Here is an 18,050-nt window from a genome sequence, read left to right on the forward strand (position 1 = left end):
TCGGGATCGTTTTCCACCGCCAACCCTGCCGTTTTCACCACTGTTTCCAATAACTCCAGCGCCATGCTGCAACAAATCCTGCGCGCACCCGCGCTCAAGGCCGTCCTGATCCAGGCGCTGGCCTTCCCCCTGATGCTGGGCCTGGTGTTTCTGCTGGCGCGCGCCGGGGTCGGTATGACCTTGCTGTCGGTGGCTCTGCTGCAGGGCGTGCTGGCGGCGCTGATCACGTGGCGCGCCAGGCTGGCGCGCTGGTGGTGCGCGATTGGCCTGCTGTTCGCGCCGGCACTCTTGGCGGCCAGTGCGCTGGAATTGCCGCCGCTGTTATTCCTGCTGGTATTCATTTTTTTGCTGGGGCTGTACTGGTCCACCTTTCGCACGCAAGTGCCGTTTTATCCTTCAGGGCCGTCCGTGTGGCGAGAAGTGGCGCGCCTGATCGCCGATCGTCCGGGCGTGAAACTGATCGATATCGGCAGCGGCTTGGGTGGCTTGGTGCTGGACCTGGCGCAGCGCCGGCCAGACGGGCAGTTTTGCGGCATCGAACTGGCACCGCTGCCATGGCTGGCGAGCAGGCTGCGTGCGCGCCTGAAGGGCAGCCGTGCGCGGTTTGTGCGCGGCGACTACGCGGCGCTTGATTTTGCCCACTACGATGTGGTGTTTGCCTACCTGTCGCCGGCCGTGATGACGGCGCTGTGGTTGCAGGCCGAAAAGCAAATGTTGCCCGGCAGTATGCTTCTTAGTTACGAATTCAGGATCGCCGCACGCGCACCCGATAAGACCATTGCCGCCACAGAGCGGGGCCCTTTACTTTACGTATGGTTCTTTTAGGCAATTGTCTGCGTTATTTGCTTGCCGACAGGACAATCTCACGTTATTGTAGTTCCACACGGCACTTTGCTGGATGTGACTTGAAATGGCGGCCGTTTCTATCTACTTCCGGTTATCGCCGCAGCAGCGTGCCATGGTAGCTAGTCTTCATGCAAGCTTGCCAGAATACTACGGGTAAGCATACCCGGCAACCTTGGGAGTCACAGCACTTGTTAGTCATAATCGGATACATCATCGTTTGCGCCTCGGTTTTTGGCGGCTTCGCGATGGCGGGCGGTCACCTGGCATCACTGTTCCAGCCACTGGAACTGCTGATGATCGGCGGCGCAGCGCTGGGCGCTTTTTTTGTCGGCAACAATGGCAAGGCCATCAAGGCGACCATGGCCGCCTTGCCCAGCCTGTTCAAGGGGTCACGCTATACCAAAGACCTGTACATGGAGCTGATGTCGCTGCTGTTCGAAGTGCTCAGCAAGGTGCGCAAGGAAGGGCTGATGTCGATTGAAGGCGATATTGACAGCCCGCAGGAAAGCCCGCTGTTTTCCAAGTATCCGGCGGTGCTGGCCGACCACCATATCGTTGAATTCATGACCGATTATCTGCGCCTGATGGTGTCGGGCAATATGGACGCCTTCCAGATCGAAAACCTGATGGACAATGAAATCGAGACCCATCACCACGAGGGGGCCGTGCCGGCCCACGTTATCGCCAAGCTCGGCGACGGCTTGCCAGCCTTCGGTATCGTTGCCGCCGTGATGGGCGTGGTGCACACGATGGAGTCGGTCGGTATTCCGCCGGCCGAGCTGGGTATCCTGATCGCGAAAGCGCTGGTCGGCACCTTCCTCGGCATTCTGCTGGCCTACGGCTTTGTCGGTCCGCTGGCCAGTCTGCTTGAACAGAAACTTGACGAGTCGAGCAAGATGTACCAGTGCGTGAAAGTGACCCTGCTGGCCAGCCTGAACGGCTATGCACCGGCGCTGGCGGTGGAGTTTGGCCGCAAGGTGCTGTTTTCGACGGAACGCCCGACCTTCAACGAGCTTGAAGACCACATCAAGAAATCGAAAACGAAGTAAGCAGTGAGGTCAGGTTTGCACATCATGAGTTTATCGCAGCACAGGAAAGGGGGACGCCATGGCCGATGAAGGCATGCGCCCGATTATCGTCAAGCGCATCAAGAAGGTGGCCGGTGGCCATCATGGTGGCGCATGGAAGATCGCGTACGCCGACTTCGTGACGGCCATGATGGCCTTCTTCCTGCTGATGTGGTTGCTCGGCTCGACCTCGAAGGGCGACCTGAACGGCATTTCCGAGTTCTTCAAGACGCCACTGAAAGTGGCGATGGCGGGCGGCTCCGGCAGCGGAGAAAGCAATTCCGTGATCCAGGGCGGCGGCCAGGACCTGTCACGCCAGGATGGCGAGGTACGCAAGGCGCAGGCAGAGCAGCAGCGCAAATCGTTCGACCTCAATTCGGCCAAGGCCGCGCTCGAGCGTGAAGAAGGCAAGCGCCTGCAGGCCTTGAAGGCGCGCATCGAGGCCACCATCGACGCCAATCCGCTGCTGAAAAAATACAAGAACCAACTGCTGCTCGATATCACCAGCGAAGGCCTGCGCATCCAGATCGTCGACGAACAGAATCGCCCGATGTTTGCGCTGGCCAACGCCAACCTGCAGCCGTACACCAAGGAAATCCTGCATGCGATTGGCTTTGTGCTGAACGAAGTGCCGAACCGCATCGGCCTGTCCGGCCATACCGATTCGACGCCCTACATGAGCGACGCCGGCTACAGCAACTGGGAATTGTCGGCTGACCGCGCCAACGCCTCGCGGCGCGAGCTGGTGATCGGCGGCATGAAGGAAGAAAAAGTGCTGCGCGTGGTGGGCCTGGGTTCGGCCGCCAACCTGGACAAGCTCGATCCCTTCAATCCGATCAACCGCCGCATCAGCATCATCGTCATGAACAAGCGCACGGAAGAAAATGTCCTGCGCGACGGCGCCGCGATCGAACTGCCGGTGAACGATGCGGCCGCCGCCATCTCTTCGGGGCTGGCGGCAGGTGCAGCACCTGCACCTGCGGCAGCAAAGAAATAGGAATGCATGGACAGTGTGCGCATCGTAGCAAAACAATGAGATCTCTATGACAAGAAAGAAAATACTTGGCTCGCATGTGAAGCGCCTGTTGTCCGGCGTGTCGGACCATGGCCGCAAGCATTTGACGGAGGTGGAAACCGACCTGATGCAGACCGGCATCTTGCTGGAAGAGGCAATCGAGAAACTCTCCTTCAACTTCATGGCCATCCATGCGGCGGTGGCGGCGCAGCAGGACACGATTGCCTTGCTGCTCGAGGGCGGCGTGCCGCCCGCCGAGCAGCGTGAAAAGCTGCTGGCGCTGCAGGACGAGGTGGGCGGTTACGTGAATGCCGCCATCACCAGCATGCAGTTCCAGGACATGACGAGCCAGCTGATCGACCGTACCCTGAAACGCGTTACGGGCTTGCGCGAGTTTCTCGGCACGCTGGGCTCGCACGGCGCGGAAATGCTGCCGGAAAGCGATAACGAGGAAATCGTCGCCTTGCTTGGGCGCGTCAGCATGGCGCTGGCGATACAAAGCCTGGAACTGCGCAGCGTGCTGCGCAAGGCTGTCAGCCAGCAGCATCTGGAAAGTGGCGACATCGAGCTGTTCTAGCACTTGTGCGGAATACTTGCGGTTGCATGGATCAATTCAATAAATAACCCGGGCGGAAAGCCCGGAAAAAGTGGGAGCAAAGATGGCCAAGACGATACTTGCAGTGGACGATTCGAGCTCATTGCGCCAGATGGTGGCGTTCAGCCTGAAAGCCGCCGGTTACCAGGTGGTAGAGGCCGTGGACGGCCAGGACGGGCTGGAAAAAGCCAAGCTGCAAAGCGTGGACCTGGTGCTGACGGACCAGAACATGCCACGCATGGATGGACTGGAACTGATCAAGCTGCTGCGCGAGCTGCCCTCTTACCAGAAGGTGCCCATCCTGATGCTGACGACCGAGTCGTCCGATGAAATGAAGTCGAAAGGCCGCGCCGCCGGCGCCAATGGCTGGCTGGTCAAACCCTTCGATCCGCAGCGCCTGATCGAAGTGGTCAAGAAGGTGATCGGCTGATGCCAGCCGCGCAGCACAACGATGCAATTGACGGAGTCACCCTATGACCATCGATATTAGCCAGTTTTTCCAGGTCTTTTTCGATGAGGCCGAGGAACTGCTGGCTGAAATGGAACGGCTGCTGCTGGCCGTCGATATTGCGGCGCCCGACGCCGAAGACCTGAATGCTGTTTTCCGTACCGCCCATTCGATCAAGGGCGGCGCGTCGACGTTTGGCCTGTCCGACATGACCGAGGTGACGCACATTCTCGAGTCCCTGCTCGACCGTATCCGTCAGGGCCAGATGGCCCTGACGGCCGAACACGTCGACGCCTTTCTGGCGGCCAAGGATATTCTCAAGATGCAGCTCGACGGCCATCGCCTCGGTTCCGTCGTGGACCAGGATGCCGTCGCCAATGTGCGCATGATGCTGCAGTCGTTTGCACAGGATGTGCCGATGGCGGCCCTGACGCCGGTCGCACCAGCCTTTCACACGACCGAAAAGGCTGCGGTCAGCCACGCCGGCGGCCACCGCTTCCGCCTTGAATTGCCGAAGATGGAGCAGCGCGAAGTCGATGCGCTGGCGGCCGAACTGGGCTTGCTGGGCGATGTCGCGGTGACGCTGCTGCCCGACGCGCGCAGCTCGCTGGAAGTGACGACCCATGAAAGCCTCGACGATATCCTGGCGATCTGCTCGTTTGTGCTGAACCCGGACGACATGGTGATCACCCAGGCGCCGCCGCTGAAACCTGGCGAAATGTCCACTGCGCAGGCGGCACGCGCGGCCAGGGAAGCGGCGCAAGGCTATGGCTTTTTCGATCCCTTGCCAGATGCGCCGGGCGCGGTGAAAACCGAGGCCGAGCAGGGTTACGGCTTCTTCCAGCCGCTCGAGGACATCCGCGCCGCCGCCGGCGTGCAGACCGATGCCGAACGCGGCTACGGTTTTTTCCAGCCGCTGGAACAGATACGTGCCAATGCAGCCAGCGTGGCGCCAGTCGCTGCCACGCCGGTATTGGCTGCGGCCGATGCTGAAGTCGAGAAAAAGCCGGCCAGGAAAGAGGGCGACAAGGCGGGCGCCGAATCGTCGTCGATCCGCGTCTCTATCGAAAAGGTCGATCAGCTGATCAACCTGGTGGGCGAACTGGTGATTACGCAGGCAATGATCGAACAGCGCGCCGGCGCGCTCGATCCGATGCTGCATGAAAAACTGCTCGACAGCGTGGCGCACCTGACGCGCAATACGCGCGACTTGCAGGAAGCGGTGATGTCGATCCGCATGATGCCGATGGATTTCGTGTTTTCGCGCTTTCCGCGCATGGTGCGCGACTTGGCCGGAAAATTGGGCAAGAAGGTCGATTTCATCACCAATGGCGCGGCGACCGAGCTGGACAAAGGCCTGATCGAGCGCATCGTCGACCCCTTGACGCACCTGGTGCGCAACAGCATCGACCATGGCGTGGAAATGCCGGCCGCCCGCGTGGCCGCCGGCAAGACCGAAGCGGGCCGGTTATTCCTGTCGGCCAGCCACCAGGGCGGCAATATCATTATCGAAGTATCGGACGATGGCGCCGGGCTGAACCGCGAACGTATCCTGGCCAAGGCGCAGCAGCAGGGCATGGACGTGTCGGACAGCATGACCGACGCCGAAGTGTGGCAGCTGATTTTCGCGCCCGGATTTTCCACCGCCGAAGCGGTCACCGATGTATCGGGCCGCGGCGTGGGCATGGATGTGGTCAAGCGCAATATCAGCGCCATGGGCGGCGTGGTCGATATTCGCTCGGCCAAGGGCTTTGGCACCACCATTTCGATCTCGCTGCCATTGACGCTGGCGATCCTGGACGGCATGTCGATCCGGGTCGGCGAGGAAGTGTATATTTTGCCGCTGGGCTTTGTGATCGAATCGCTGCAGCCTGCCGTCGAGGACGTCAAGGATATCGCTGGGCGCGGCCAGGTGGTCAAGGTACGCGGCGAATACCTGCCTTTGATTCCTTTGTTCCAGATGTTCGACATCGCGCCGCGCTTTACCAGTCCCTCCGAGGGCATCTGCGTGATCCTTGAAACGGAAGGGCACAAGGCCGCGCTGTTTGTCGACGATCTGGTCGGCCAGCAACAGGTGGTGGTGAAAAACCTCGAATCGAATTACCGCAAAGTGGTCGGCATCTCCGGTGCCACCATCCTGGGCGATGGCGGCGTATCCTTGATACTCGACGTTGCCGCCCTGATCCGCTCTTCGCGCCAGTTGGCCGACGAGTCCCATATTTTTTCGTAATACCGTCATTACAGATAGGAACTCACCATGTCAGATAATCAGCAACTATCCGCCAGCAAAACCAGCGACGGCAAGGACATCGCCGGCCGTGAATTCCTGGCCTTCACCCTAGGCTCGGAAGAGTACGGCATCGATATCCTGAAAGTCCAGGAAATCCGCGGCTACGAAGCGGTGACCCGGATTGCCAACGCGCCCGAATTCATCAAGGGTGTGATCAACCTGCGCGGCATTATCATTCCGGTAGTCGACATGCGCATCAAGTTCAAGCTGGGCACGCCTGTGTACGACCAGTTCACGGTGGTGATCATCCTGAACATCGGTGGCCGCATCGTCGGCATGGTGGTCGACAGCGTCTCCGACGTGACCACGTTGACACCCGAGCAGGTAAAACCGGCGCCGGAAATGGGCACCGCCTTCTCGACCGACTACATGATCGGCCTGGGCACCATCGACGAGCGCATGCTGATCCTGGTCGACATCGACAAGCTGATGTCGAGCAGCGAAATGGGTTTGATCGACAAGCTGGCCGCTTGATTTGCAGGCGTCGTTCCATTGCAGCAGAAAACTGGGGTCAGACCCGCCGGGTCTGACCCCGGCATTTGCCGGCAGGCCGCAAGGTTCATAGAGACCAGGCCACGGCACGGCGTGACACGACTATCGTGCGCACCGTCATCAAACATAGGGGGAGACTGTCATGGGTTTGCGCAATTTCAAGATAGGTACACGGTTGGGGCTGGGTTTTGGATGCATCCTGGCGATCCTGGTGATTGTCGTGGTGGCGGCCACGGCGCTCAATTACCGCAACAAGGCCCAGCTGCTGTCGGGGCTGGAACTGGCCAGCGAAAAGGACAAGCAGGCGTCGACCATGAAAAGCGCGATGCTGGAAATGGGCATCGCCATGCGCAATATCGGCTTGCAGGGCGACGTTGGCCTGATGCAGGCGGAAGAAGGCAAGGTGCGCGAGCAGCGCAAGCAGTACGATGGCGCACGCGACAAGCTGGGCAAGCTGGGCCTGTCCGATGCCGAAAAGGCGCTGGTGGCGAATATTTCGACGCTGGACCGCGAAGTCGACAGCGCCTTCAAGGAAGCGATGGGGCAGGTGCTGGCGTTTAACAGCGAAGGCGGCGCCAAGGTGATTGCCAACCGCATCGATCCCCTGAACCGCAAGATGCTGGCCAATATAAACCAGCTGCTGCAGTTGCAGCAGGCCAGCGAACAGCGCTTCATGGCCGGTTCGCTGGCCGATGACAAGCAGTTGATGCTGGTGCTGCTGGTGCTGGGCGGCGCGGCGGTGGCGCTGGGCGCCTGGTGTGCGGTGTTCATCACGCGCTCGATTACCCTGCCACTGTCGGGTGCGGTGGCGGTGGCGCAAAAGGTGGCGGCGGGCGAACTGAGCTCGCACGTGGTGGTCGAAGGCAAGGACGAAACGAGCGACCTGCAGCAGGCCCTGAAGGACATGAACGAAAGCCTGGTGCGCACGGTCAGCGACGTGCGCCAGGGCACGCAGACGATCACGATTGCCTCGCGCGAGATTGCCAGCGGCAATGCCGACCTGTCGGCACGTACCGAAACGCAGGCCAGTTCGCTGGAAGAGACGGCGTCGTCGATGGAAGAGCTGACGTCGACGGTGAAACAGAACGCCGACAATGCGCGCCAGGCGAACCAGCTGGCCGTGTCGGCCTCGTCGGTAGCGCAGCAGGGCGGCAACGTGGTGGCGCAGGTGGTCGACACCATGGGTTCGATCAAGGACAGTTCGCGCAAGATCGTCGACATTATCGGCGTCATCGACAGCATTGCGTTCCAGACCAATATCCTGGCCTTGAATGCAGCGGTGGAGGCGGCGCGGGCCGGCGAGCAGGGCCGCGGTTTTGCGGTGGTGGCGTCGGAAGTACGCAACCTGGCGCAACGCTCGGCTGGCGCAGCGAAAGAGATCAAGGGCCTGATCGGCGACTCGGTCGACAAGGTCGATGCAGGCAGCCGGCTGGTCGATGAAGCCGGCCAGACCATGGGCCTGATCGTCACCTCGATCCGCCAGGTGGCAGATATCATGGGCGAGATCACGGCGGCGACGCAGGAGCAAAGCCATGGCATCGAGGAAATCAACCAGGCCATCGCGCAGATGGACCAGATGACGCAGCAGAACGCGGCGCTGGTCGAGGAAGCGGCGGCGGCAGCCGAAAGCATGCAGGACCAGGCACAGCGCCTGGCCGACGCCGTCAGCATCTTCAAGCTGGGCAGCGAAGGCGACGCGCTGGTGGCCAGCGCCGCTGTCACCGCGGCATCGGGGCCAGCGCCACGTGCGGCGCTGAAGGTGGCCCAGGCCAAGGTAGTGGCGCCAGCGCCAGCGGCAAAAAGGGTGACGCCGCCGCCGGCCAAAAAGCTGGCGGCAGCCAGCGGCGACGACTGGGAAGAGTTCTGATTCTGGTCATTGCCATGGCCTGGTCCCGCTCGTAGCAGTTGCAAAGGCATTGTTCAAAGCAGTCATAGAAGAGGTAATCAACAAATGCCGCAAACAAAAACGGATTCGGTCAAGGAATTTGACTTTACGGGCAAGGATTTCGAACGGGTCCGCGCCATGATCTACAAGCGGGCCGGCATCGCGCTGGCCGACAGCAAGCAGGAAATGGTCTACAGCCGCCTGGCGCGCCGCTTGCGCGCGACCGGCATCTCGTCGTTCGTGCGCTACCTGGACGACCTGGAAGCGGGCCGCATGGCCGACGAGTGGGAGGCGTTCACCAACGCACTGACCACCAATCTGACCTCGTTCTTTCGCGAAGAGCATCATTTTCCGCTGCTGGCCGAGCATGTGAAAAAGCTCAAGGGCCCGATCACCATCTGGTGTTCGGCCGCCTCCACCGGCGAGGAGCCGTATTCGATCGCCATGACGGTGTGCGAGGCCTTCAATACGCTTACGCCGCCGGTGACCATCATCGCCACTGACATCGACACCAATGTATTGGCCACGGCTGCCAGCGGCGTCTATAACCTGGACCGGCTCGACAAGATGTCGGCCGAACGCTCGCGCCGCTTCTTCTTGCGCGGCAAGGGCGACCGCGAAGGCCAGGTGAGGGTGCGTCCTGAATTGCGCCAGATGATCACCTTCAAGCCGCTCAACCTGCTGGCCGACGGCTGGCCGTTGACGGGGCAGTTCGACGTGATCTTCTGCCGCAATGTGATGATCTATTTCGACAAGGCGACGCAGCGCAAGATCTTGTCGCGCTTCGTGCCGCTGATGAAACCTGACGCCCTGCTGTTCGCGGGCCACTCGGAAAATTTCCTGTACGTGTCGGAGTCCTTGAAATTGCGTGGCAAGACGGTGTATGAGCTGGACCTGTCGCGCAGCACCGCACCCAAAGCATCGTCGCAACGTACCTGAGATTAGCCATGAGCCTCGCACCCAACGAACAATTCGCCACCAACGTCTATTTTGACCGGACGTTCAACTGCGACGCCGCCAAGATACTGCCTGGCGAGTACTACTTCACCAACAAGGATATGCTGATCGTCACCGTACTCGGCTCCTGCGTGTCGGCCTGCATCCGCGACCGCGTCACGGGCCTGGGCGGCATGAACCACTTCATGCTGCCGGACGGCGGCAGCGACACCAACAGCCCGATCTCGGCCTCGATGCGCTATGGCACCTACGCCATGGAGATACTGATCAACGACCTGCTGAAAGCGGGCGCCAGGCGCGAGAACATGGAAGCGAAAGTGTTCGGCGGCGGCGCCGTGCTGCGCGGCTTCACGGCGATCAATGTCGGCGAGCGCAATGCGGCCTTCGTCATCAACTATCTGAAGGCGGAAAAGATGCGCGTGGTGGCCGAAGACCTGAACGACATCCATCCGCGCAAGGTGTATTTCTTCCCGCGCAGCGGCAAGGTTCTGGTAAAAAAACTGATGCAGTCGCATAACGACACCCTGGTGCGCCGCGAACTCGATTACGCCAGCCGCCTGAAAGTCGCTCCGGTGGGCGGATCGGTCGATTTGTTCTGATAAAGATCATGAGTAAAGGCCGGTACGGCCTGGAAGGAAAATAAATGAAGATCAAGGTACTGATCGTGGATGACTCGGCGCTGATCCGCAGCGTGATGGCGGAAATCGTCAACAGCCAGCCCGATATGGAAGTGGTGGGCACGGCGCCTGATCCACTGGTGGCGCGCGAACTGATCAAGCAGACCAACCCGGACGTGCTGACGCTGGACGTCGAGATGCCGAAGATGGATGGCCTGGATTTCCTGGAAAAACTGATGCGCTTGCGGCCGATGCCGGTATTGATGGTGTCGTCGCTGACCGAGCGCGGCTCGGAAATCACCATGCGCGCGCTGGAACTGGGCGCCGTCGACTTCGTCACCAAACCGAAAATTTCGATCCAGAGCGGCATGCGCGAGTACACCGAGATGATTGCCGACAAGATCCGCGCCGCCTCCAAGGCGCGCATCCGTGCCCGCACCATCGCGCCGGCTGGCGCAGCGGCGGCACCGGGCACGGCGCCCTTGCCTGTGCTGCGCAATCCGCTGCTGTCGTCGGAAAAACTGATCATCGTCGGCGCGTCAACCGGCGGTACCGAGGCGATCCGTGAATTCTTGATGCAGATGCCGTCGGATTGCCCCGGCATCCTGATCACCCAGCATATGCCGGAAGGTTTTACGCGCTCGTTTGCGCGCCGCCTCGATTCGCTGTGCAAGATCTCGGTGCAGGAAGCGGCCGGCGGCGAAAGGGTGCTGCCTGGCCATGCGTATATCGCGCCCGGCCACTCGCACCTGACATTGACGCGCAGCGGCGCAAACTACATGACCAAGATCGACCAGGGCGAGCCCGTCAATCGCCACCGCCCGTCGGTGGACGTGCTGTTCCGCTCGGCCGCCCAGTTCGCCGGCAAGAATGCGGTCGGCGTGATCCTGACCGGCATGGGCAAGGATGGCGCACAAGGGATGCTGGAGATGAAGGCCGCAGGAGCGTATAATTTCGCACAGGATGAAGCCAGTTGCGTGGTGTTCGGCATGCCGCGCGAAGCGATCGCCGTCGGTGCCACGCATGAGGTTGGCGCCCTGACGGCCTTGCCTGGCATGGTGCTTGGATACCTGGCAGCGCACGGCATGCGCGCTTTGCGCGTGTAAGCCACGTTTCCTATGATGGATGGCAAGTTTTTTCGCTTAAAAGCAACGAAAATGCTATCCTATGACTTGCTGCCGTAGTGTCGACCATAATGTCGGCATTCATGTCGATATTATTAACAAACCGCTACAGAAACAACGGAGTGATTCATGGCTGATCCAAAGATGAAATTTTTAGTCGTTGACGATTTTTCGACGATGCGCCGCATTGTCCGGAATCTGTTGAAAGAACTGGGTTATGCCAACGTCGACGAGGCAGAAGACGGTGTGATGGGCCTGGCCAAGCTGCGCGCGGAATCGTACGATTTCGTCGTGTCGGACTGGAACATGCCTAACATGGACGGCCTGACCATGCTCCAGCATATCCGTGCCGATCCGGCACTGGCCAAGCTGCCGGTGCTGATGGTGACGGCTGAAGCCAAAAAGGAAAACATCATCGCTGCCGCGCAAGCGGGCGCCAGCGGCTACGTCGTCAAGCCATTCACGGCCGCGACGCTCGATGAAAAGCTGAACAAGATTTTCGAAAAGCTGGAAAAAGCCGGCGCCTGATCAGGCCTGCTTGCTCCAATAAAAAAGCTGCCAGTGTGAACTGGCAGCTTTTTTTCGTTGGCGTCAAGCAAAAGCGGGGGGCAGACCCTCAATGCCGCAAACTCAGAGTTCATTGCTGGCGGGCGAGGGGGTCTGACCCCAGCAGTCAGATTTCCAGATTGTCGATCAGCCGCGTCTGCCCCAGCTTTGCCGCTGCCAGCACCACCAGCGGTTCACCGGCTGCCAGTTCGGCTGCATCGGGCGCCTGCAGGTTGGCGCGCTTGCGCACCGAGATATAGTCGGACTTCCAGCCACGGCCGTCGAGCAGGCGCATGGCGGCCTGTTCCAGTTCCGTCACGGACAGGTTGCCCTTGCGTACTTCCTCCGCCACAAAGTTGAGGCCCTTGTACAGCTCGGGTGCTTCGGCACGCTCGCTGTCGGACAAATACATATTGCGCGACGACAGCGCCAGACCGTCTTCGGCGCGGTATGTTTCGGCGGCGATGATTTCGGTCGGCATCGCCAGCTGGCGCGCCATATTGCGGATGATCATCAACTGCTGGTAGTCCTTCTTGCCGAACACGGCAGCGCGCGGCTGCACGCAGGAAAACAGTTTGGTGACCACCGTGCAGACGCCTTCGAAGAAGCCGGGGCGGAACTCGCCTTCCAGGGTGTTGCCCAGGCCCTCAGGCGGGCGCACGCGGTATTCCTGCGGTTCCGGATACAGTTCCTTCTCGGTCGGCGCAAACAGCACGTAGACCCCTTCCTTTTCCAGCTTGGCGACATCGGCGGCCATGGTGCGCGGATATTTTTCGAAGTCTTCGTTCGGGCCGAACTGCAGGCGGTTGACGAAAATCGAGGCCACCACCGGGTCACCATGCTTGCGCGCCAGGCGCATCAGCGACAAATGGCCTTCATGCAGATTGCCCATGGTGGGCACAAAGGCCGTGCGCAGCTGTCCGCTGAGCTGGTCGCGCAATTCATCGATATCGGAAATAATTTTCATTGCATGCTTTCGCTAAAACCCCGACGTACGGTGGTCGGTGACAAAGGGTGATGATATCAGGCTGGCGAATAGGCCAGCCGGACGTAAATGGGCGCAAACGGTTCGGCTTGCGTAATTTCGATCAGGGTTTCCTTGGCCAGCTCCAGCAGGGCCACGAAGTTGACTACCACCACTGGCACGCCGCCGCCAATATCGAACAGGTCGCCAAACTCGACGAAACGCGTACTTTGCAAGCGACGCAGGATGGCCGTCATGTGCTCGCGCACCGACAATTCCTGGCGGCTGATGCGGTGATGCTGGGTCAGCTTGGCGCGTTTCAGCACGTCGAGCCAGGCTTGCTGCAGGTCCACCGGCTCGACCTCGGGCCAGGTCGGCGTCAAGCTTTGCTCGATGAAGATTTGGGTGCGCACGAAGTCGCGTTCGAACTGGGGAATGGTGTTCAGGTCATACGCGGCGAGCTTGATCTGCTCGTATTCGAGCAGGCGGCGCACCAGTTCGGCACGCGGGTCGCCGCCGTCTTCCTCGGCCTCGCTCTTGCGCGAGGGCAGCAGCATGCGCGACTTGATCTCGATCAGCATGGCCGCCATCAGCAAATACTCGGCCGCCAGTTCCAGGTTGCGCACGCGGATCTGGTCGACGTATTTCAGGTATTGCAGGGTGACCTGCGCCATCGGAATATCGAGAATATTGAAGTTCTGCTTGCGGATCAGGTACAGCAGCAAGTCTAGCGGGCCTTCGAAGGCTTCGAGGAAGATTTCCAGCGCGTCCGGCGGGATATATAAATCCGTCGGCATGCGCAGCAGCGGCTCGCCATACAGGCGGGCGATGGCCAGCGGATCGGGGGCGGGCGGCGCGGTGACGGCGGCCACGTCAGGCACAGCGGTGCCTGGCGCGTCCGCCGGATCTTCAGGCAACATCGTGCCGGTTCCAGCGGTGGCTGTTAGTTCTTGTTCTGGTACACGTAAGCTTGCTGCTTGACGGCCGAGGCCATCTGGCGATTCTGCTCGTCAAGGCTGACAGGCGGCTTGTCCCACAGCAAAGCACGGCCGGCACGCTGGCCTTCTTCGATGCCCGGATTCTTCGCTTTCAGTTCGGCGATGAACAGGGTGTGGTCCGAAACGTAGTTCATGTGTTTTGCAGGCAGTTTCATGGTGTTTTCTGTATAAAAAGTCAGCAGGCCACATTTTACCGCGCCGGGGAGCGCGGTGGGACATTCTGTCGCCTGGGCTGTAGTGGAAATATCTAAAATCAATACCGCAGCATGCGCCGCATGACCGAGGGAGGTGGCTCTGCCGGGTTGGCGTGCGAATATTCCAGTTCTTCGGCCAGCTCGAAACCGAAGGCGGCATAAAAATCGATCAGCTTGCCCTGGTCCAGCCGCACGGCCAGCCGCAACTCCTCGGCCTGGCACGACAATGCATGGTGGATTACGGCCTCCAGCAGATGCTGCGAGCAGTGGTTGCCGCGCCAGGCCGGCAGGATGCCCATGCGCGAGATTTCCCAGATAGCCGGTTCGCTGTCGAGCGGCATATAGCGCAAGGAACCGGCCGGCATGTCGTCGATCAGCAAAATGAAACCACCACCGCTGCGCAAGGCCCGCGCCACCTGCTCCGGTGTTTCATGGTGGCCGCTGGACGAGGCGGCAACCTTGCCGGCCCAGGCCGCGCGGGTCAGCCCGGCGATCAGTGCCGCATCTTCATCGCCAGCTTCGCGCACCACGATTTTCATGATTGCAGTCCCGCTCGATTAACGGATGCGCATGCCAGGTTCGGCACCTGGCCACGGATTCAGGATATAGATGCCCGGATTGGCTTTTTCATCGGCGGCAGAAGCTGCCATCACCATGCCCTCGGAGACGCCAAACTTCATCTTGCGCGGCGCCAGGTTGGCCACCAGCACGGTCAGCTTGCCGACCAGCTCTTCCGGCTTGTAGGCCGAGCGGATGCCCGAGAACACATTGCGCAAGCGGCCTTCGCCGGCGTCCAGGGTCAAACGCAGCAGCTTGTCGGAACCGTCGACCAGTTCGCAGTTGACGATTCTGGCGATGCGCAGGTCGACCTTCAGGAAGTCGTCGATCTTGATCTCGGGTGCCAGTTCCTCGATGGCCGAGGCCGGCGTGCTGGCCACCAGGGCCGGGGCCGCTGGCGCAGCATCGTTGGCCGCACCGGCTGCCGGGGCGGCCACGACCGCTTGCGGCGCATCGAACAGCGCTTCGATCATCTTGGCATCCATGCGCGTCATCAAGTGGCTGTAGGCGCCGATGGTGCGGCCCAGCATGCTGTGCGAGACGGCGTCACCGAATACCTGCGTGTCGGCCCAGGTGAATTGTGCGTCGTTGAGGAAAGACGCCACGTTTTTCGCCACGCCCGGCAATACCGGCGACAGCATGATGGTCAGCTGGCGGAACAGGATCAGCGCGGTGGTGCACACATCGTGCAGCTCGGCGGTTTTTTCCGCGTCCTTGGCCAGTATCCAAGGCTTGTTTTCATCGACATACTGGTTGGTGATGTCGGCAATTTCCATGATCTCGCGCAGCGCCTTGCCGAATTCGCGGTTCTCGAAGTGCTGGGCAATGCTGGCCTGGCGTTCGATGACGACGCCGTTGACGTCCTGCGTCAGCGCACGGTTGATCCAGGTCTGTGCGCCTTCCGACAGGCTTGCTGCCAGTTTGCCGTCGAAACGCTTGGCGATAAAGCCGGCGCAGCGGCTGGCGATATTCACGTATTTGCCGATCAAATCGCTATTGACGCGGGCGACGAAATCTTCGCCGTTGAAGTCGAGGTCTTCCACCTTTGAATTCAATTTGAAAGCGATGTAGTAGCGCAGCCATTCCGGGTTCATGCCCAGGTCCAGGTAGCGCAGCGGCGAGATGCCGGTGCCGCGCGACTTCGACATTTTTTCGTTATTGACCGTCAGGAAGCCATGTACATTGACTTTCAGTTTGTCGATCACCGGGTGATTGGCAAATTTCAGCATGGCGGGCCAGAACAGCAGGTGAAAGGAAACGATGTCCTTGCCGATAAAGTGAATCTGTTCGGTGGTCGGATCGTTCAAAAAGCCCTCGAAATCGATGCCTTTCTTGTCGCAATAATTTTTCAGGCTGGCCAGGTAGCCGACCGGCGCATCCATCCACACATAGAAGTACTTGCCCGGTGCATCGGGAATCGGGATGCCGAAGTAGGGCGCGTCGCGCGAGATATCCCAGTCGGCCAGTTTTTCACCGGCGTCGCCGAGCCATTCGCTGACCTTGTTGACCATTTCAGGCTGCAAACGGCCTGGCGTGTTCAGCCAATCTTTCAGGAATTCAAAGCAGCGCGGGTCCGACAGCTTGAAGAAATACTGTTCGGACGGCTTCATCACCGGCGTGGCATTGGTAAACACAGAGAACGGGTTGACCAGGTCGGTCGGCTGATAGGCTGCGCCGCATACTTCGCAATTGTCGCCGTACTGGTTCTTGGCGCCGCATTTCGGGCATTCGCCCTTGATGTTGCGGTCTGCCAGGAACATGCCTTTTACCGGATCGAAGAAGCGGTCAACGGTTTTCGTGACGATCAGGCCCGTGTCGCGCAATTTGCGGTAGAGCGATTGCGACAGATCGACGTTTTCCGGCGAGTCGGTGGAGTACCAGTTGTCAAAGGCGATATGGAAGCCGTCCAGGTACTGGGCGCGGCCGGCAGCGATATTGGCGACGAACTGCTGCGGCGTGATGCCTTCCTTTTCGGCGGCGATCATGATCGGCGTGCCATGCGTATCGTCGGCACCCACGAAGTGCACTTCACGGCCGGCGTCGCCATCGCGTTGCATTCGCTGGAACCGGACCCAGATATCAGCCTGGATATATTCCATGATGTGGCCAATGTGAAAAGCGGCGTTTGCGTAAGGCAGGGCAGTAGTGACGAACAGCTTGCGAGTCATGATTGATGCACTTTTGGGTTGGATAAACAGACATTTTAACAGCGGAAACGCAATATGAGCAGATGCCGCGCCATTGCGTGGCGGTTTTGTCCACGTCGCGCCCTGCGAATTTGCGCTAGACTGCGCGTATTACATATGGAGTATTTACATGAGCATCACGGTAGAAGACGTCAAGGCAGCCCTGGCGCAAGTTATTGATCCGAACACCCATAAAGATTTCGTTTCCAGCAAAACCGTCAGGAACCTGAAAGTCGACAACGGTGACGAGGGTACCGATGTTTCACTCGATATCGAACTCGGTTACCCGGCGAAAAGCCAGATCGACCTGATCCGCAAGTCCGTGCTGGCTGCGCTGCGCGTGCTGCCGGGCGTGGGCAATGTCAGCGTCGGCGTATCGTCGAAAATCATTTCACACACGGTGCAGCGCGGCTTGAAGCCGATGAGCAATGTGAAGAACATTATCGCGGTCGCTTCCGGCAAGGGCGGCGTGGGCAAGTCGACCACCGCTGTCAACCTGGCGCTGGCCCTGGCGGCCGAAGGCGCCACGGTCGGCATGCTGGACGCCGATATCTACGGCCCGTCGCAGCCGATGATGCTGGGCATTAGCGGCCAGCCGAAAACGCTGGACGGCAAGAGCATGGAGCCGATGGAAAACCATGGCCTGCAAGTATCGTCGATCGGCTTCATGATCGATCCGGACGAACCGATGGTGTGGCGTGGCCCGATGGTCACCCAGGCCTTGCAGCAGTTGCTGGACCAGACCAACTGGCGCGACCTCGATTACCTGATCGTCGACATGCCGCCAGGCACCGGCGACATCCAGCTGACCCTGTCGCAAAAAGTGCCGGTCACCGGCGCCGTGATCGTCACCACGCCGCAGGACATCGCCCTGCTCGACGCACGCAAGGGTTTGAAGATGTTCGAAAAAGTCGGCATCCCTATCCTCGGTGTAGTGGAAAACATGAGCACGCATATCTGCTCGAACTGCGGCCATGCGGAAGAAATCTTCGGCGCCGGCGGCGGCGCGAAAATGTGCGCGGACTTCGGCGTGGAATTTCTCGGCGCCTTGCCGCTGACCATGGCGATCCGCCAGCAGACCGATTCGGGCACCCCTACCGTGGTGGCCGAACCGGACGGCCCGGTAGCCGTGATCTACAAGCAGATCGCCCGCACCATCGCCATCAAGGTGGCGGAAAAGGCGAAGGACATGACCAACAAGTTCCCGAACATTGTCATTAAAAACGACTAGTTGTTGGCTTACTTGTACAACAGAAGCAAGATCTGGG

At 60.2% G+C, this 18,050-nt stretch carries 18 protein-coding genes; 13 read left to right on the forward strand and 5 right to left on the reverse strand.

The genetic code is table 11. The features are described 5' to 3' along the window. The first annotated feature begins 63 nt into the window (after positions 1-63). From ACQ4WM_RS17010 to cheY, 12 genes are all read left to right on the forward strand, one after another. Positions 64-825, forward strand: a complete 762-nt coding sequence (locus tag ACQ4WM_RS17010; RefSeq protein WP_436547854.1) for a class I SAM-dependent methyltransferase — start codon at positions 64-66, stop codon at positions 823-825. 209 nt (positions 826-1,034) lie between these two features. After that, positions 1,035-1,895, forward strand: coding sequence for a flagellar motor stator protein MotA (motA, locus tag ACQ4WM_RS17015; protein ID WP_436547855.1), 861 nt, complete (start codon positions 1,035-1,037; stop codon positions 1,893-1,895). 58 nt (positions 1,896-1,953) lie between these two features. Then, positions 1,954-2,910, forward strand: coding sequence for a flagellar motor protein MotB (gene motB / locus ACQ4WM_RS17020; protein ID WP_436547856.1), 957 nt, complete (start codon positions 1,954-1,956; stop codon positions 2,908-2,910). Positions 2,911-2,956: 46 nt separating this feature from the next. Beyond that, positions 2,957-3,505: a chemotaxis protein gene (locus ACQ4WM_RS17025; protein WP_436547857.1), complete on the forward strand. Its 549-nt coding sequence runs from the start codon at positions 2,957-2,959 to the stop codon at positions 3,503-3,505. 82 nt (positions 3,506-3,587) lie between these two features. Beyond that, a complete protein-coding gene (locus tag ACQ4WM_RS17030) occupies positions 3,588-3,953 on the forward strand; it encodes a response regulator (RefSeq protein ID WP_436547858.1) in 366 nt (121 codons plus the stop codon). 43 nt (positions 3,954-3,996) lie between these two features. Next, positions 3,997-6,201, forward strand: coding sequence for a chemotaxis protein CheA (gene cheA / locus ACQ4WM_RS17035; RefSeq protein WP_436547859.1), 2,205 nt, complete (start codon positions 3,997-3,999; stop codon positions 6,199-6,201). 27 nt (positions 6,202-6,228) lie between these two features. Further along, positions 6,229-6,735 carry a chemotaxis protein CheW gene (locus ACQ4WM_RS17040; RefSeq protein ID WP_436547860.1) on the forward strand — a complete coding sequence of 169 codons (507 nt, stop codon included), beginning with the start codon at positions 6,229-6,231 and terminating at the stop codon, positions 6,733-6,735. 160 nt (positions 6,736-6,895) lie between these two features. Continuing rightward, complete coding sequence (locus tag ACQ4WM_RS17045) at positions 6,896-8,620, forward strand: methyl-accepting chemotaxis protein (protein WP_436547861.1); 1,725 nt, start codon at positions 6,896-6,898, stop codon at positions 8,618-8,620. An 84-nt stretch (positions 8,621-8,704) separates the two neighbouring features. Then, positions 8,705-9,577 carry a CheR family methyltransferase gene (locus ACQ4WM_RS17050; RefSeq protein ID WP_436547862.1) on the forward strand — a complete coding sequence of 291 codons (873 nt, stop codon included), beginning with the start codon at positions 8,705-8,707 and terminating at the stop codon, positions 9,575-9,577. Between the two features lie 8 nt (positions 9,578-9,585). Continuing rightward, a complete protein-coding gene (cheD, locus tag ACQ4WM_RS17055) occupies positions 9,586-10,194 on the forward strand; it encodes a chemoreceptor glutamine deamidase CheD (protein ID WP_436547863.1) in 609 nt (202 codons plus the stop codon). Between the two features lie 44 nt (positions 10,195-10,238). Beyond that, positions 10,239-11,318 (forward strand): protein-glutamate methylesterase/protein-glutamine glutaminase, encoded by a 1,080-nt coding sequence (locus ACQ4WM_RS17060; protein WP_436547864.1) that lies wholly within the window; start codon positions 10,239-10,241, stop codon positions 11,316-11,318. A gap of 147 nt (positions 11,319-11,465) precedes the next feature. Next, positions 11,466-11,864 (forward strand): chemotaxis response regulator CheY, encoded by a 399-nt coding sequence (gene cheY, locus ACQ4WM_RS17065; RefSeq protein ID WP_010396677.1) that lies wholly within the window; start codon positions 11,466-11,468, stop codon positions 11,862-11,864. A gap of 145 nt (positions 11,865-12,009) precedes the next feature. Here the strand turns inward: cheY and panC are convergent, their stop codons facing one another. The 5 genes from panC to metG all read right to left on the reverse strand — a co-directional run bounded on the left by panC (position 12,010) and on the right by metG (position 16,764). Then, positions 12,010-12,849 (reverse strand): pantoate--beta-alanine ligase, encoded by an 840-nt coding sequence (gene panC / locus ACQ4WM_RS17070; protein WP_436547865.1) that lies wholly within the window; start codon positions 12,847-12,849, stop codon positions 12,010-12,012. Between the two features lie 56 nt (positions 12,850-12,905). Beyond that, on the reverse strand, positions 12,906-13,766 hold the full coding sequence (locus ACQ4WM_RS17075) for a segregation and condensation protein A (RefSeq protein WP_436547866.1): 861 nt from the start codon (positions 13,764-13,766) through the stop codon (positions 12,906-12,908). A gap of 23 nt (positions 13,767-13,789) precedes the next feature. Continuing rightward, the gene (locus ACQ4WM_RS17080; protein ID WP_436547867.1) at positions 13,790-13,999 is read right to left on the reverse strand and encodes a DUF3460 family protein; all 210 of its coding nucleotides are present in this window, start codon (positions 13,997-13,999) and stop codon (positions 13,790-13,792) included. Positions 14,000-14,097: 98 nt separating this feature from the next. Continuing rightward, positions 14,098-14,577 (reverse strand): GNAT family N-acetyltransferase, encoded by a 480-nt coding sequence (locus tag ACQ4WM_RS17085; protein ID WP_436547868.1) that lies wholly within the window; start codon positions 14,575-14,577, stop codon positions 14,098-14,100. A gap of 18 nt (positions 14,578-14,595) precedes the next feature. Continuing rightward, positions 14,596-16,764, reverse strand: a complete 2,169-nt coding sequence (gene metG, locus ACQ4WM_RS17090) for a methionine--tRNA ligase (protein WP_436547869.1) — start codon at positions 16,762-16,764, stop codon at positions 14,596-14,598. Positions 16,765-16,912: 148 nt separating this feature from the next. On the opposite strand from metG, the gene apbC reads away from it, so the two are divergent. Then, on the forward strand, positions 16,913-18,013 hold the full coding sequence (gene apbC, locus ACQ4WM_RS17095) for an iron-sulfur cluster carrier protein ApbC (protein WP_436547870.1): 1,101 nt from the start codon (positions 16,913-16,915) through the stop codon (positions 18,011-18,013). Positions 18,014-18,050 lie beyond the last annotated feature (37 nt).

It is taken from the genome of Janthinobacterium longum (genome assembly GCF_051380735.1).
GTDB lineage: Bacteria > Pseudomonadota > Gammaproteobacteria > Burkholderiales > Burkholderiaceae_D > Janthinobacterium.

Excerpts from the sequence above, each read along its gene's own strand:
- ACQ4WM_RS17010 (WP_436547854.1), top strand. The coding sequence starts at position 64 with ATGCTGCAACAAATCCTGCGCGCACCCGCGCTCAAGGCCGTCCTGATC.
- cheA (WP_436547859.1), top strand. The coding sequence starts at position 3,997 with ATGACCATCGATATTAGCCAGTTTTTCCAGGTCTTTTTCGATGAGGCC.
- ACQ4WM_RS17075 (WP_436547866.1), bottom strand. The coding sequence starts at position 13,766 with ATGTTGCCTGAAGATCCGGCGGACGCGCCAGGCACCGCTGTGCCTGAC.
- ACQ4WM_RS17045 (WP_436547861.1), top strand. The coding sequence starts at position 6,896 with ATGGGTTTGCGCAATTTCAAGATAGGTACACGGTTGGGGCTGGGTTTT.
- metG (WP_436547869.1), bottom strand. The coding sequence starts at position 16,764 with ATGACTCGCAAGCTGTTCGTCACTACTGCCCTGCCTTACGCAAACGCC.
- ACQ4WM_RS17030 (WP_436547858.1), top strand. The coding sequence starts at position 3,588 with ATGGCCAAGACGATACTTGCAGTGGACGATTCGAGCTCATTGCGCCAG.
- ACQ4WM_RS17080 (WP_436547867.1), bottom strand. The coding sequence starts at position 13,999 with ATGAAACTGCCTGCAAAACACATGAACTACGTTTCGGACCACACCCTG.
- ACQ4WM_RS17025 (WP_436547857.1), top strand. The coding sequence starts at position 2,957 with ATGACAAGAAAGAAAATACTTGGCTCGCATGTGAAGCGCCTGTTGTCC.
- ACQ4WM_RS17085 (WP_436547868.1), bottom strand. The coding sequence starts at position 14,577 with ATGAAAATCGTGGTGCGCGAAGCTGGCGATGAAGATGCGGCACTGATC.
- ACQ4WM_RS17060 (WP_436547864.1), top strand. The coding sequence starts at position 10,239 with ATGAAGATCAAGGTACTGATCGTGGATGACTCGGCGCTGATCCGCAGC.
- ACQ4WM_RS17050 (WP_436547862.1), top strand. The coding sequence starts at position 8,705 with ATGCCGCAAACAAAAACGGATTCGGTCAAGGAATTTGACTTTACGGGC.
- cheD (WP_436547863.1), top strand. The coding sequence starts at position 9,586 with ATGAGCCTCGCACCCAACGAACAATTCGCCACCAACGTCTATTTTGAC.
- motB (WP_436547856.1), top strand. The coding sequence starts at position 1,954 with ATGGCCGATGAAGGCATGCGCCCGATTATCGTCAAGCGCATCAAGAAG.
- panC (WP_436547865.1), bottom strand. The coding sequence starts at position 12,849 with ATGAAAATTATTTCCGATATCGATGAATTGCGCGACCAGCTCAGCGGA.
- apbC (WP_436547870.1), top strand. The coding sequence starts at position 16,913 with ATGAGCATCACGGTAGAAGACGTCAAGGCAGCCCTGGCGCAAGTTATT.
- cheY (WP_010396677.1), top strand. The coding sequence starts at position 11,466 with ATGGCTGATCCAAAGATGAAATTTTTAGTCGTTGACGATTTTTCGACG.
- ACQ4WM_RS17040 (WP_436547860.1), top strand. The coding sequence starts at position 6,229 with ATGTCAGATAATCAGCAACTATCCGCCAGCAAAACCAGCGACGGCAAG.